This window comes from Croceicoccus esteveae (assembly GCF_031846435.1).
Taxonomy (GTDB): Bacteria; Pseudomonadota; Alphaproteobacteria; order Sphingomonadales; family Sphingomonadaceae; genus Croceicoccus; species Croceicoccus esteveae.
Genome location: NZ_JAVRHS010000002.1, coordinates 303670 through 317374, shown reverse-complemented (window position 1 = coordinate 317374; position 13705 = coordinate 303670). Strand labels below are relative to the sequence as shown.

General features: G+C 60.3%; 15 protein-coding genes, 2 tRNA genes and 1 pseudogene. 5 read left to right on the top strand and 13 right to left on the bottom strand.

The features are described 5' to 3' along the window. Positions 1-78: 78 nt before the first annotated feature. From RM533_RS04390 to RM533_RS04380, 3 genes are read right to left on the bottom strand one after another with little or no spacing between them, the layout of a single operon-like run. Positions 79-516, bottom strand: coding sequence for a DUF2141 domain-containing protein (locus RM533_RS04390; protein WP_311339978.1), 438 nt, complete (start codon positions 514-516; stop codon positions 79-81). Continuing rightward, entirely contained in the window at positions 513-1265 is a 753-nt protein-coding gene (locus RM533_RS04385; protein ID WP_311339977.1) for a sterol desaturase family protein, read from the bottom strand. Before RM533_RS04385 ends, RM533_RS04390 begins: the two co-directional genes overlap by 4 nt. 53 nt (positions 1266-1318) lie before the next feature. Then, positions 1319-1825, bottom strand: a complete 507-nt coding sequence (locus tag RM533_RS04380; RefSeq protein WP_311340171.1) for an MmcB family DNA repair protein — start codon at positions 1823-1825, stop codon at positions 1319-1321. A 124-nt stretch (positions 1826-1949) separates the two neighbouring features. Here RM533_RS04380 and RM533_RS04375 point away from each other — a divergent pair. Then, positions 1950-2026 (top strand) — tRNA-Arg (locus RM533_RS04375). 170 nt (positions 2027-2196) lie between these two features. Here the strand turns inward: RM533_RS04375 and RM533_RS04370 are convergent. Further along, positions 2197-2550 carry a hypothetical protein gene (locus tag RM533_RS04370; RefSeq protein WP_311339976.1) on the bottom strand — a complete coding sequence of 118 codons (354 nt, stop codon included), beginning with the start codon at positions 2548-2550 and terminating at the stop codon, positions 2197-2199. A 530-nt stretch (positions 2551-3080) separates the two neighbouring features. Between RM533_RS04370 and RM533_RS04365 the strand changes: the two genes are divergently transcribed. Both RM533_RS04365 and RM533_RS04360 read left to right on the top strand, forming a co-directional pair. Beyond that, entirely contained in the window at positions 3081-3368 is a 288-nt protein-coding gene (locus RM533_RS04365; protein WP_311339975.1) for a hypothetical protein, read from the top strand. A gap of 493 nt (positions 3369-3861) precedes the next feature. Beyond that, positions 3862-4166: pseudogene (locus tag RM533_RS04360) on the top strand (transposase); the annotation flags it as partial. A gap of 614 nt (positions 4167-4780) precedes the next feature. Here the strand turns inward: RM533_RS04360 and RM533_RS04355 are convergent. After that, a tRNA-Gly gene (locus RM533_RS04355) sits at positions 4781-4855 on the bottom strand. Positions 4856-5098: 243 nt separating this feature from the next. Here RM533_RS04355 and RM533_RS04350 point away from each other — a divergent pair. Both RM533_RS04350 and RM533_RS04345 read left to right on the top strand, forming a co-directional pair. Next, on the top strand, positions 5099-6037 hold the full coding sequence (locus RM533_RS04350; RefSeq protein WP_311339974.1) for a tetratricopeptide repeat protein: 939 nt from the start codon (positions 5099-5101) through the stop codon (positions 6035-6037). Next, positions 6030-6665 carry an LON peptidase substrate-binding domain-containing protein gene (locus RM533_RS04345; RefSeq protein WP_311339973.1) on the top strand — a complete coding sequence of 212 codons (636 nt, stop codon included), beginning with the start codon at positions 6030-6032 and terminating at the stop codon, positions 6663-6665. The genes RM533_RS04350 and RM533_RS04345 overlap by 8 nt, the downstream gene beginning before the upstream one ends. 64 nt (positions 6666-6729) lie before the next feature. On the opposite strand, the gene RM533_RS04340 is transcribed toward RM533_RS04345, so the two are convergent. The 8 genes from RM533_RS04340 to edd all read right to left on the bottom strand — a co-directional run bounded on the left by RM533_RS04340 (position 6730) and on the right by edd (position 13692). Then, positions 6730-7350, bottom strand: coding sequence for a MarC family protein (locus tag RM533_RS04340; RefSeq protein ID WP_311339972.1), 621 nt, complete (start codon positions 7348-7350; stop codon positions 6730-6732). A gap of 54 nt (positions 7351-7404) precedes the next feature. Further along, a complete protein-coding gene (folD, locus tag RM533_RS04335; RefSeq protein ID WP_311339971.1) occupies positions 7405-8283 on the bottom strand; it encodes a bifunctional methylenetetrahydrofolate dehydrogenase/methenyltetrahydrofolate cyclohydrolase FolD in 879 nt (292 codons plus the stop codon). Positions 8284-8286: 3 nt separating this feature from the next. Further along, positions 8287-8580: a YggT family protein gene (locus RM533_RS04330; RefSeq protein WP_311339970.1), complete on the bottom strand. Its 294-nt coding sequence runs from the start codon at positions 8578-8580 to the stop codon at positions 8287-8289. 113 nt (positions 8581-8693) lie between these two features. Further along, the gene (locus RM533_RS04325) at positions 8694-9239 is read right to left on the bottom strand and encodes a hypothetical protein (RefSeq protein WP_311339969.1); all 546 of its coding nucleotides are present in this window, start codon (positions 9237-9239) and stop codon (positions 8694-8696) included. After that, a complete protein-coding gene (gene argB / locus RM533_RS04320) occupies positions 9236-10150 on the bottom strand; it encodes an acetylglutamate kinase (RefSeq protein ID WP_311339968.1) in 915 nt (304 codons plus the stop codon). Before argB ends, RM533_RS04325 begins: the two co-directional genes overlap by 4 nt. Positions 10151-10198: 48 nt before the next feature. After that, positions 10199-11215, bottom strand: a complete 1017-nt coding sequence (locus RM533_RS04315) for a bile acid:sodium symporter family protein (RefSeq protein WP_311339967.1) — start codon at positions 11213-11215, stop codon at positions 10199-10201. A 39-nt stretch (positions 11216-11254) separates the two neighbouring features. Then, a complete protein-coding gene (eda, locus tag RM533_RS04310) occupies positions 11255-11875 on the bottom strand; it encodes a bifunctional 4-hydroxy-2-oxoglutarate aldolase/2-dehydro-3-deoxy-phosphogluconate aldolase (RefSeq protein ID WP_311339966.1) in 621 nt (206 codons plus the stop codon). 2 nt (positions 11876-11877) lie between these two features. Further along, positions 11878-13692 (bottom strand): phosphogluconate dehydratase, encoded by a 1815-nt coding sequence (gene edd, locus RM533_RS04305; RefSeq protein ID WP_311339965.1) that lies wholly within the window; start codon positions 13690-13692, stop codon positions 11878-11880. Positions 13693-13705: the final 13 nt, after the last annotated feature.

The following is a 13705-nucleotide window of genomic DNA, read 5'->3' as shown; positions in this document are numbered from 1 at the left end:
AGTGGCCACGGCAAACTGCAGCGCGAAGCGGAGCAGGTCGCAAAAATCTGCAGCGGCGGCGTATGGTACGTCACCCGTTCACATCATGTAGCGCATCCGGATCGATTGCTGTGCACCGTTTGCGCCTACGTCGAAGGCGGCGTCGCTGAATGAAGGTGGCCCGAACGACACCTTGGCGTCGCGGGAGAAGCCAAAGCCTTCGCGCGGGATCATCATGGCCTTGTCGATCTTGCCATTGCCGTTTTCGTCATGCAGCAATGCTAAGGCATAACGGCCCGGCGGCACGTCGCTGAAACGGATCTGGTCGGCCTGATCAGCAGGCAACACCAAGGAGCGCCCGTGCTCACCCTTGCATTTGGGAAATATCTTCGCCTCGCTGGAAAGGCAGGCCACGACCTTGCCATCATGCGATCGCATGTGCGTGACATTCACCACAACGTCGGCGTCATGATGCGGCGCACCAGCGGCAAGCAACAGCGCGGCACCCGGCAACAGCATCCATCGAACACGGCTCAAGGCCTGTCCCAGCCTTCCTTGGCCAGCCCCCGATCGGTCCCGCACAGCCGATCCCAGAAGCGGAAGTAGAGTCCGTAGTTGCATGTGTATCGCTCGTGATGAAGCTGGTGGTGGCTAGCGGTTATCAGCCATCCGCCCAACCTTGAATGAACAAGACGGTGCGGAAACAGCTCCCATCCCATGTGATTGGTCACGCCCATGATCGTCATGATCGTGAGAACAACAGCCAGAACGCCGACATGCACCGGCACCAGGAACACCAGTGCAGGCACGACAAGAGCGCCGGTAATGGCTTCGACCGGATGAAAGGCCATGGCAGCCCAGGCAGTTGGCGGGCGGCTCGCATGGTGCACGGCATGCGCGACGCGAAAGACGCGCGGCCGGTGCATCCAGCGATGCGTCCAGTAAAACCAGCTGTCATGCACGAACAGGTAGATCAGCAGGGATGCCGGCAGCCAGATCAGCGGCCATGCGGACAGATCCGTATAGATCCGCGTCCAGCCACGCTCCTGCCACCCCCAGGCTACGACCCCTGCGGGAATGCCGTAAATGGCAGCGGAAACCAGCGACCAGCCAAGTTCGCGCCGGATCTGCAGCTTCAGCCCGGCATAATGGCGGGGGCGCGCAAAGCGGGTGGCAAGTGCAAAGCCGCCGCTTGCCAAAAGGTAACGCACAGCGACAATCACGACCATCACTGCCGATGATGCGATTGCCCCCCATGCCCAACCTGTCTGCGGATCGACGATCATGCAGGTTGCATAAAGAGAAACCGGCGGGAGCGAAAGCAGCTATTATCCTGCCGTCATTCGCAGGCGCTGATTGCCCATTGCGCGCATTCCGGGTCCTGTTCCAGCTGCCGGCGGCGCATGGCAAGCTGCGCTAACCGGGCCACTTCCTTGTTGCGCCGTGCGGCTGCCAGCTTGAGTGCAGGGGCAGGGCGCAGGATCTCGGCATCGTAACCATCGGCCACGATGAGGCCGCACAGTTGCGGTTTGAACGTCACCTCTTCCATGCAGGAGCGGTCCAGCGACGCACACAGGCCCCAGTAGAAACGATCGCAATAGTCGAGATAGTCGGTCCATTTTCCGTCACCGAGCAGATCGGAACGAGCAACCTTGATCTCCACAATGACCAGGCGGCCCTTGTCGTCGAGACCCATGATGTCGGCACGCCGCCTGTTACGCAGCGGTACTTCGGACAGGCACCAGATGCCGTTGCGCGCAAACAATCGGCAGATCCCGCGCGCTACGCTGGAGGCATCCTGTACCCGTCGCGGGAGCAATCCGGCGCTGTGGTCTGTTTCCGGCATCACCACCTCATAAAGAACAGATAGCGAACCACGCAAGAGGCGCGATCTCATTTACACTGAAAAGTGTAACCTCGAAAAAAGGGGTCGCAAGCTGTGGCCGGCGCTGCTAAGCGCACCTGCGACTGCACCCGTAGCTCAGCTGGATAGAGCGCTGCCCTCCGAAGGCAGAGGCCACAGGTTCGAATCCTGTCGGGTGCACCAGCTTTTCTGCCGTTTTTGGACTGATCGCTGATCAGGTTTCGGCGGAACTCCGGTTAATATGATGAGAACGCGCCTGGTGGGGCCGCTTCCTTGCGACCCATCAACTCCTCGCTAAGTCCAAGCGTATGGACGAGATAATCCTCGTGATGGGCTGTCGCATATATTTCCGATCAGTCAGGCCGGATGCGCTCCAACATCAATCGGCCATGCGGATCCCAATCCTTCTCCTTCTCGAGCATTGGCAACAGGGTGCTAGCGACGCTGCGGCGGATTGGTTTCTCCTCGCTTTGACCATTACCTGAGGCCGGAAAGCCGAGCGTCTTGGCCATCTGACGAAAAGCAGTTCTGATGGACGCTGCGTTCACGTACCTCACCTCATTGGCGTTCAGAAGCGCTACCATTTGTCTGAGTGCACGGATGAGCGGTCTATATTTGCTCGTCCGGGCACGACCTGCCGGATTGCGATCGGTGTAATTGGCCACTTGATTGCACTGATCCAACGTCGGGTCGGTAGAGAACTCCATGAGTGCATCCGGCTTTGCCCAGATCGTTATTCTCAAGCGGAATATCTCAGAAGGTTACCGCGCTCCCGTTTCCAATTTGCTGTCTGCTGTTCGGTGGTGACTTCTGCCGAATTTAGGACGAGCGCATACCGAAACATAGCAATTACCTGTTTTTTACATCCGCGCGGACCAAAGGGTTTTACTCACTTCCTCCGTATCAAAACTTTGCTGATCACTTCCGTCGAATCGAAGCGCTTGCTTGGATGATTGCCGGCAACCGCTTGCGAAGAATGCCTGTGGGCAAAACGATGGGAAGGTTTACGGCCAAATTTCCAGACTCGCCCAGCCACGCGTCGCCTAATTCACTACACAGCGCATCTTCTGGACTTTGGTCCTTTAAGGTAAAACAGCAGATGACCAAGGCGTGCATCGGCAGCATCACGATCCGTCTTTTCGAGATATTCAGCAATCGCGGTCGCGACTAGCGGCAATGGTTCGCCGCTGAAGCCTTAGCCGCACGTGGGGCAAAACTTTCCCTTTTCTCGTTTATCATGGAAACAATCCAGATCCCCTTTCGTGAGCTCGAGATGCGCGAATTCCTCGACGACGTTCTCGGCTTTTACGCAAGGGACGGGATCCGTGAATTGGAGAGCCAGCGGCCAGCACTGTCTCCACGCGGCAAGCGTAAGCAAGCCGATATCTACCTGCGAGAGAGATGGGCTGCACCGCATCTTATCAAGCGACCGCATATTTTGCAGAATGCTCGCGATGCACTGGCCGGAGAAACTTATACGACCACATCCTTGCCCGGCTTCGCCTGCGGACAATTGCTCGCCTAGATGAAGAGGTTGCATGAATAAACGCTGTGCGGCAGGTCGGACACGTTACCGCTGCCGGGATGACGAATGAGTTGGACCCGCCGAACGCTCATCCTGCCCTGATAATCTTCCTTGGTCGAAGCCTCGGGCGCATTTCCGGCTACCCAGACGAGCGCCGATGTGCCGGATCGTATCACCATTGTCCCTTGCGGCACCGGATTGCCTGACGGCGAGCTTGGCAGGCTCTGACGGACCGATTTGATGAGCCAGACCAGCGCCAAGTCGCTGAAGTGTTGACCTCGACACACTCGACCCCGGCAACTCCGGTGAGCGCGTCGAACGCGCTCGCGATCTCCTCCTCCTTGAACGCGGTCGTATTATGGATGGCCATTTGCTTGGGCAGGTTGCCGCCGTTGCGCCCTTGTTGGAGTTCGGGCGCTGCCAGCAAGGACGGCACGCATGTCGTGACGACTCAAACCGGATTGCGACGTGCCCCGGCGACGTCCGCCACCGGGTTGGACTGGTGCAGAGACAGTTTTCATCAGGCGGCAAGGAACGGCTCGGGCGGATCAGCAAAGTTCGTCAGGCTGACATCCGGCAGATGCTGATCATTGGTGCTACATCATTGGCTCTATGTCGCGCTTGGCCGGATGGGGCGCAAGTCAATCCCGGAAAACTCATGGCTGGCGCCTCTGTTGAGCCGCAAACCGCGCATGCTGGTCGCGATCGCCTTTAGCGAACAAGATGGCACGGCCGATCCGGGCCATGATGACAAAGAACGAAGGCTTCAAGGATCCGGTGCCGCTCATGGCTGCCTGACAGGAGGCTGCCCAGGACAGGTTGGGTGAAAGGGACTGCAAGAAGGCGACGACCCGAGCGGGCAAGATGATCGAGAAAAGCTGGATCAGGAAAACCAGTTCAGAACTCCAAGTGCTTAACTCGCCAGTGAGTTCTGCATCTGCATCTGACCCGCGGATCACCATACCGGCCAGTGGCCTCTGAAAGCGCCGCAATGAGGGCCTGACAGAAGACTGCACTCGATCACCAGTTCAAAAGGTCAGAAATCCTCTTGCATCTTAAGCGACAACACAGAAGGCTGGAGGCTAATTATCGACAGCCTTATGTGAGCGTCTGCATGCTGCTCGAATGGGTAAGGCAGGCGTGTTTCTCACAGCATCGGATAATTAGGGCGGATCTGCCAGAGCTTACCCGCGCTCACAACATTGCTGCAGCTTGAGTTGCCACGGCAACAAAGCCGAACAGGGTGCAAAGGGTGAGAAAGATGCGATGCAGGACCATTGCAGCATTGTTGCACCTGAAAGATTAATAACATCCCAAAACGGGCATCGCGAAAAATGATGATGCAAAGCAGGCAAAAACACCGGCTTCTGGCAGTGCAGTGCTTGAGGAAGGACTAATCCATCACATGCAAATGGAGCGGGCGAAGGGATTCGAACCCTCGACCCCAACCTTGGCAAGGTTGTGCTCTACCCCTGAGCTACGCCCGCTCGAACGCCTGCGCCGATGGTTTCTTGCACCCACCGGCCGGGGTGAGGCGCGCCATTAGCATCAGCCCATCACCCCTGCAACCGGTATTTTGCCGGAAGTCTGTGGCAAAACCGGTGGGCGCTGGTGCCGCATGACTATTGGCAAATGCCAATCCTCGCCCCACATTGCCGGCATGCAGATCTGCGGCACGCGCATCAGCGTCACGAATGCCTGCGCCAATGAAATTGACAGGAGCATCACACTTGGCAACCAACGGTCTCAACCTGGATGAGCAAAAAGCAGTTGACCGCTTTCGCAAGGCTGTTGTCGAACCATCGATGACGAAGCTGGTGATCCTCGACTTCTGGGCCGAATGGTGCGGGCCTTGCAAGGCATTGACACCGACCCTTGAAAAGATCGCTGCGGAATATGCGGCAAAAGGTGTCGTGCTGGCCAAGGTCAATGTCGATGAGGATCAGTTCATCGCGGCACAGTTCCAAGTCCGGTCCATTCCTACTGTGTATGCGATGTTTCAGGGTCAGCCGGTGGCCGATCTGACCACTGCGCGCACAGAGCAGCAGTTGCGCGCCGCGCTCGATCAGATCCTTGGTCAGCTGCCTTTGGAGCCCGGTGCGTCGGGCGCCATAGAGGATGGCGCAGAACCCGCCGGAGAGCAGGATCTCGCACCGCTGCTGGCGATGGGCGAAGACATCCTTGCAGGTGGCGATGCAGAAAGGGCGCTCGGCATATTTTCGCAGATTGTCGAGATTAAGCCCGACGATAGCGCCGCTCAGGCAGGGCTGATCCGGTCATTGACCCAGGCAGGCTATGTCGATGAAGCGGACGCGGCGCTTGCGGCACTGGACCCGCAACTGGCGAGTGATCCGGCCGTGATGCAGGCGGCATCTGCGCTGCATCTGAAGCGCGATGCTCCCGACGCCGCCATGCTTGAAGATCTGCGCAAGGCTGCGGTTGAGCGGCCTGCTGACATGGATGCCCAGATGGATTTCGCCACTGCAGCCTTTGCTGCAGGAGAGCGGGACACGGCGGCTGAAACCCTGCTTGGCATGATCGCAGCGAATCGCGAATGGCAGGATGGCGCGGCCAGAGCGAAACTGCTGCAGATGTTCGATGCCGTCGGAATAGAGGATCCGTGGGTAGCAGGCATGCGCCGCCGGCTCGCCACGATCCTGTTTGGGTGAGGGCAGAGTGACGGACCTCGATACGACCCGTCTGTCGCTGTTCCCGCTGGCAGGCGCAATCCTGTTTCCGGGTCTGCAACTTCCCTTGCACATATTCGAGCCCCGATACCGCGCGCTGGTTGCAGATGCGCTGGCGCGCGACCGGCTCATCGGTATGGTGCAGCCAAGGAGCACGGCTGAAAATGCGCCCTTGTTCTCGATCGGCTGCCTTGGTCGCATCGGCGAGGTGGAAGCGCTCGACTACGGCCGTTTCAACCTCATCCTGGAAGGGGTTTCGCGTTTCAGGATCGAGCGCGAGCTTTCGGCAGAGACCGCCTTCCGGCAGGCGCGCGCGCTGCTGCTGGAGGAGCCGGAGGATGAAGTGCTCAACCCAGTCGAACGCGCGTCGTTCGAGGAGGAGGCACGGCGATTTGCGTCATTGCAGGGCTACACCGTCAATTGGGAGCAGGTTGCACGGCTTGACGATGAGACGCTAATCAATGGGGTAAGCCAGGTGGCGCCGTTCGACGCGGCGTCCAAGCAGGCCTTGCTGGAGGCTGATGGGATCCGCAAGCGTTGTGAACTTCTGATCCAGCTGATGCAGTTTTACAGCATGCGCGGTGACGATGATGCGGTGACTTTGCAATAGCGGGTCGGGTAAAACGCACGGCGTCAGCACCGAAAAGTCTTCCCCGTTCGGGCCGCCGCTGCTGCTAGAGAAAGCTTCCGCGCAACCCGTTGATGACAAACTGAACCGCCAGCGCTCCCAGCAGGACGCCAAGCAGCCTGGTGATGATTGCCTCGATCCGCGCCCCCAGAAAGCGCATGATCGGCCGGGCAGCGAGCAGCGCAACGAGGGTGAGCAGCATGACCGCCAACAGCGCGCCCAGCACGGCGATACTTTCCTCCAGCCCTTGTGCACGTGCCATGAGCAGCATGATCGAAGCAATGGACCCGGGCCCGGCCAGCATCGGCATGGCCATGGGAAACACCGACACGTCTTCGTGCTCCGGATCGGCAAGCACCTTTTCAGCCCGCTCCTCTCGCCGTTCGGTGCGTTTTTCGAACACCATGTCCAGCGCGATGAGAAACAGCATCAATCCGCCCGCAATGCGGAACGCGTCGAGCTCGATTGCCAAAGCCCCCAGCAATGCCTCGCCAAACAAGGCAAAGCCCAGCAGGATCACCAATGCAATGATAGATGCGCGGATCGCCATGGAGCGGACCGCCTGCTGGTCCGCCTTTGCCACCAGACCTGCATAGATCGGTGCGCAGCCCGGAGGGTCGATGACCACAAACAGGGTGATGAAGGCCGAAAGGAAGATCTCAAACATGAGTCACGCGCGCATCCACCGGCAGGGATTGATCGTGTTCCACTGACGCTTTGTTCATGTGGTCGGGTTCAACCCGGCGCGGCTGCGCGCCGCCTTCAACGTGTTGTGCAGGAGGCAGGCGATGGTCATCGGGCCGACGCCGCCCGGTACCGGCGTGATGGCTCCTGCGACCTGTTCGGCTTCATCAAAATCAACATCGCCTACCAGACGTGTCTTGCCGGCGGCGGCAGGTACACGGTTTATGCCAACATCGATGACGATCGCGCCGGGCTTTAGCCAGCTGCCCTTGACCATCTCTGGCCGACCCACCGCTGCGACTACGATGTCGGCGCTGCGCACGACAGCAGGCAGGTCCTGCGTCCGGCTGTGCGCAACGGTCACCGTGCAGCTTTCGCGCAAGAGCAGAAGCGCCATTGGCTTGCCGACGATATCGGACCGCCCGATCACTACGGCGGTTTTGCCGGCAAGGTCGCCTGCAACTTCCTTCAGCAGCATCAGGCAGCCAAGCGGCGTGCACGCAACCAAGCCCGGCAGCCCGATCAGCAGGCGACCGGCGCTGGCGGTGGTGAAGCCATCCACGTCCTTGGCCGGGTCGATCGCCTGGATCACGGCATCTGCGTCAATGGCATCGGGCAAGGGCAATTGCACCAGGATCCCGTCTGTTGCTGCATCGGCATTCAGGCGGGCGATGACGGCAAGCAGTTCGGCCTGGGTCGTGTCCGGTGCCAGCCGATGCACGGATCCAGACATGCCCGCTTCCTCGCAGGCTTTCTGCTTGGCCCGCACATAGACCTGACTGGCCGCGTAATCACCCACAAGGACCACCGCCAATCCCGGCCTGCGTCCCGTGTCCGTCACAAATTCGGCAGTTTCATCAGCGATTCGCGTCCGCAGCCTGGCGGCAAACGCCTTGCCGTCAATCAACCGGGCCATGGCTCAGTAACCGGCCGCAGCTAAATTGTTCAAGATGATCTGCAGCACCTGGAGCGCGATGATCAGCACCAGCGGGGAAAAATCGATGGCTCCGGTGTTGGGCATGATCTTGCGAATCGGGCGCAGCATCGGGTCGAGCAGGGCAGTCACCGCAGAATAAACCGCCGATACAAGCTGGTTCGACGTGTTGACCACGTTGAAGGAGATGAGAAGCGAAAGCACGAATTGCGCGATGACCAGAAAGACGATCACCGACACGAGCAGGTTCACGATCTGGATCAGTGTCAGCAGGAGCAAAGCAAAAATTCCTTGATGATCGGCGGCAGATTGCCAGTCTCCCCTAGCGCAAAGCCCCTCTAGCGGAAAGCAAGACCATGCATCAACCGCACATTGCGATCCGGGCGGTCTCGTCAGCCATCCCAGTCGATGCTGGCAATGCGCCAGCTCAGCTGTTCAGTATTGGCACCCGGCACATCGTTGACGCGGCGCAAGGTCAGCCGGCCTTCGAGTGTCGTGTCATTGCCGCTGGCGCCTGTTCCCTTGAGCACGACAGGCACTTCGTAGTAAATTGATCCGGCAGCGCCTTGCATGCGGCCCGTGCCGTAGTTTACGACAATATCGGAAAGGTTGGACCAGCGCGGTGCGGTTCCGCCGCTGCCGATGCCTTGGCGCCATGCCCGGCGCGCCGCTGTGCGATCGCCCGCTTCTACAGCCTGCTTCCAGTAACGCAGCAATGGCTCCGGCTTCTCCTGGTCGGGGCCGGGCAAGTGCAGGTTGAACGGCTGTGTCGCAGCAGCTACCGGCGCTTTGGTATCGGTATCAGGTGCGGGTCTTGCTGGCGCAATATCGCCCGTTTCTGCAAACCTTGTATCAGCCTGACTTGGGGCGTCGCTGTTGCAGGCAGCCAGCAGGAGCAGCAAAGCAGCAGGAAGCAGGGGGGCGTTGTTCTTCATCATGCCCTTATAAGCGTTCCTGCACCTCTTTCGGTAAATATTTCGAGCAGCATCGCATGCGGCACGCGGCCGTCCAGCACCACGGCTGCCTCACACCCGGCTTCTACAGCCTGTACGCAGGTCTGGAGTTTGGGGATCATCCCGCCGCTGATGGTGCCATCTTCCTCCAGACGAGCGATATCGCCAGGGGTCAGATCGGTCAGCAGGCTGCCGCCTGCATCCAGAACCCCCGCAACATCCGTCAGCAGGAACAACCGCGCTGCGCCCATGGCAGCGGCAACCGCACCTGCCATGGTGTCAGCGTTGATGTTGTAGGTCTGACCGGTGCGGTCAGCACCGATGGGCGCGATGACCGGGATGAGCCCGGCATCGACGACAGTGCTGATGATCCTTGTGTCGATTGCTTCGGGTTCCCCAACGAAGCCAAGATCGACCGATTGCTCGATCGCGCTGTCGGTATTCTTGCGCGTGCGCGTGATCTTGCGGGCGGTTACCAGTCCGCCATCCTTGCCAGAAATGCCGATCGCCCGCCCACCTGCGCCATGGATCCAGCCAACCAGTTCCTTGTTGATGGCGCCCGACAGGACCATTTCGGCAATCTGCGCCGTCTGCCGATCGGTTACGCGAAGGCCATCGACAAAGCTTGATTCCACGCCCAGCTTCTTCAGCATGGCGCCAATTTGCGGTCCGCCGCCGTGAACCACGACAACGTTGATGCCCACTGCACCAAGTAGCACGACATCCTCGGCAAAATCGCGTGCAGCCTCAGGGTCTCCCATTGCATGTCCGCCATATTTGATCACGAACGTGCGGCCGGCATATCGCTTCATGTAAGGCAGCGCCTCGACCAGGATTTCGGTCTTGGCAAGCATCGCGGCAGTGTCGATGGGACTGGTGTGTACAGGATTGGTCATGTCCCGCCCGGCCATTGCATGCAGGCCAGCGCCGGGCAAGACGGTTTCTCAGCTGCGCCCCGGTGCGTCCCTGCTCACATCCCCGCCGTTTTCAGCCCCTTGCGAAGGGTTGCGTTGCGCATACCAGCGCGCAATCCAGGCGCAGACGATCAGCTGGATCTGGTGGAAGATCATCAGCGGCAGGATGATGGTGCCGACGGTGGCAGCGGGAAACAATACGCCGGCAATGGGAACGCCAGCGGCAAGGCTTTTCTTCGATCCGCAGAACAGGATCACGATGCGGTCCTGTTCGCAAAAGCCGAGCACACGACCGATGATGGCAGAAAGCATCAGCGCTGCAACCAGCATGACGACGCAGATCAGCAGCACCAGCAGAAGCTCGCCAGTACCGGTCCGGGTCCACAAACCTTCTGCCACTGCCGCGCCGAACGCAGCATAGACAACGAGCAAAATCGCTCCACGATCGGCCAACGAGACGAGCCCTGCGCGTGCCTCTATCCATCGCCCGATCATGGGGCGAAGCAGATGGCCGGCAAGGAACGGCGCGACCAGCTGCAACATGATCGTTACGATTGCCGCGGTCGTAAACTGACCTGCCTGCTCACCGCCGATCAGGAGAGTGACCAGCGCCGGCGTCAGGAAAACGCCCAGGAGGCTGGACAAAGCCGCGCTGCACACCGCGGCAGCGACATTGCCGCCTGCAATCGCGGTGAAGGCGACGGAACTCTGCACCGTTGATGGCGCAGCGGAGAGAAACAGCACGCCTGCGGCAAGATCGGGATCGAGCAGGGGGAGCATGGTCAACAGCAGTCCCAACACCGGAAAGATGCCGAACGTCATTGCCAGCACGGCAAGATGCAGCCGCCAGTGTACCGCGCCTGCGATCACTGCGGCACGCGACAGCTTGGCGCCATGAAGGAAGAACAGGAACACGATTGCGGCGTCTGCAATAAACTGCGCGAAATCCGCTGCTCCGCCGCGCGCCGGCAGGAAAGAGGCGATCAGCACGGTGGCAAGCAGCGCCAGCACGAAACCGTCGGGCCGCAGCCTAGCTGGAAAATGCATCGTCAACCCTGGATGAACAGCAGGTTTGTCTGTGAGACTTCAAAGGGAGGCCGCGTGCTGCGCCATGGCGGTGATTCGGGCAACATCAGGCAATCCGGCAGGGGCAACCCAGCTTCCGCCGACGCAAGGCACCTGCGGATGGGACAACCAGCCAGGGGCGGTGCTGGCAGTGATGCCGCCGGTCGGGCAAAAGGATGCTTGCGTGAAAGGTCCTGCCAGTGCCTTCAATGCCGGCAAGCCGCCGCTTGCCTCTGCGGGAAAGAACTTGAAGTGGTCGAGACCCATGTCGAGGCCAAGCATGATTTCCGTCGCCGTTGCCACTCCCGGTAGAAAGGGGATACCGCTGCCGATAATGGCCTTGCCCAGCGATGGCGTGAGGCCGGGTGACACGATAAACCGCGCGCCCGCTTCCTGTACAGCGGCAAGCTGCGCTTCGTTCAGGACCGTGCCGGCGCCGACAAACGCGCCTTCAACGCGGCTCATTGCTTTGATTGCGTCAATTGCGCATGCCGTCCGCAAAGTGACTTCCAGGCAAGGCAGGCCGCCTGCCACCAGCGCTTGGGCGAGGGGAACCGCATGGGCAATTTCCTCCACCACGATCACCGGGATGACAGGGGCCATGGTCATGATCGTGCGGATGCCGTCGACCGGTTTCGTCATGTTCAAAGCCCCGCTGCGGACAGCATCGCCGATGCGCCCTGTTCTGCCCCATCGGCACCGGCGCGCATGATTGAAAATATCTCGCGACCGACCCCTTCTGACGGCGGGGGGGCTTCTGCCGGAGTGCGGGACGCAAGGTCTGCCGTTGTCGAGAGCACGCCTGTCACAGCGTCAACCCTGATGACATCACCGTCCCGCAGGCGTGACAGCGGGCCGCCATCCTTTGCCTCGGGTGTGCAATGAATGGCCGCGGGCACCTTGCCCGATGCTCCCGACATGCGCCCGTCCGTCACCAGCGCTACTTTGAACCCGCGGTCCTGCAGGATACCGAGCACCGGTGTCAGCTTGTGCAATTCCGGCATGCCATTGGCGCGCGGACCTTGAAAGCGGACCACGACGACGGTGTCTTGTTCTAGGTCGCCCGCCTTGAAAGCGTCGGCAACCGCCCGTTGCGTATCAAACACCCGGCATGGCGCTTCTATGGTCCAGTGCTCGGGTGCGACTGCGCTGATCTTGATCGTGGCACGTCCCAGATTGCCTGACAGCAGCCGCATGCCGCCATCGTTCTGGAACGGCTCGCGCACGGGACGCAGCATGGCATCGTCGCCGGACCTTTCGGGTGGCTGCCGCCAGGTCAGCACTTCATCATCGAGTACAGGTTCTGCGGCCTGGTCCCGCAGCGATTGTCCGCCGATCGTCAAGATGTCATCATGCGCGAGCCCTGCGTCCAGCAGTTCGCGAATGACGTATCCCATGCCGCCTGCTGCGTGGAAATGGTTCACATCGCCTGATCCGTTCGGATAGATCCGGGCAAGCAGCGGCACGGTGTGGGAAATCTCCTCCATGTCGCTCCAATCCACGATGATGCCGGCCGCGCGGGCAAAGGCGGGAATGTGCAAGGCGTGATTGGTCGACCCCCCCGTCGCCATCAACCCCACAATGGCGTTCACGACCGCTTTTTCATCGACACAGCGATACAAGGGGCGGGGATCGCTGCCACGCTGCGAGATCTGCGCCAGCCGGTGCACGGCAGCCCGGGTGAGCTGCGTGCGCAGCGCGGTGTTCGGCGCGACAAACGCCGCCCCCGGCATGTGCAGGCCCATCATCTCCATCATCATCTGATTGGAGTTTGCCGTGCCGAAGAACGTGCAGGTGCCCGGCGCATGATAGGATGCGTTCTCGCTGTCCAGCAATGCGTCCCTGTCAACCTTGCCTTCGGCGTAAAGTTGCCGGGTTTTCTGCTTTTCCTTGTTGGAGATCCCGCTCGGCATCGGGCCGGAGGGAATGAAGACGCAGCCCATGTGGCCAAAGCGCAATGCCGCGATCAGAAGGCCGGGTACGATCTTGTCGCAGATGCCCAGCATCGCCATCCCGTCGAACACTTCATGACTGAGCGCTACTGCGCCGGCCATGGCGATCGCATCGCGGCTGAACAGCGACAGCTCCATGCCATCCTGCCCTTGCGTCACCCCATCGCACATGGCCGGCGTTCCACCTGCAACCTGCATTGTCGCGCCTACTTCACGCGCAAACAGCTTCATCTGTTCAGGGTATCTGCCATAGGGTTGATGCGCCGACAGCATGTCGTTGTAGGCAGTCACGATCGCCAGATTGGGTGTTTGGGGATCAGCGATGGCGGCCTTGTCATTGCCGGAGGCTGCGATTGCATGGGCAAGGTTGGAACAGGCGATCTGGCGCCGGTCAGGGGTACGGCCTGATTCGCGCTCCATCAAGGCGACATAGCGGCTGCGGCTTGCGCGGCTTTTCTCGATGATGCGGTCGGTTACGCGGGCAATGGCGGGGTGAAGCTCAGCCATGTCTGTTGTATTG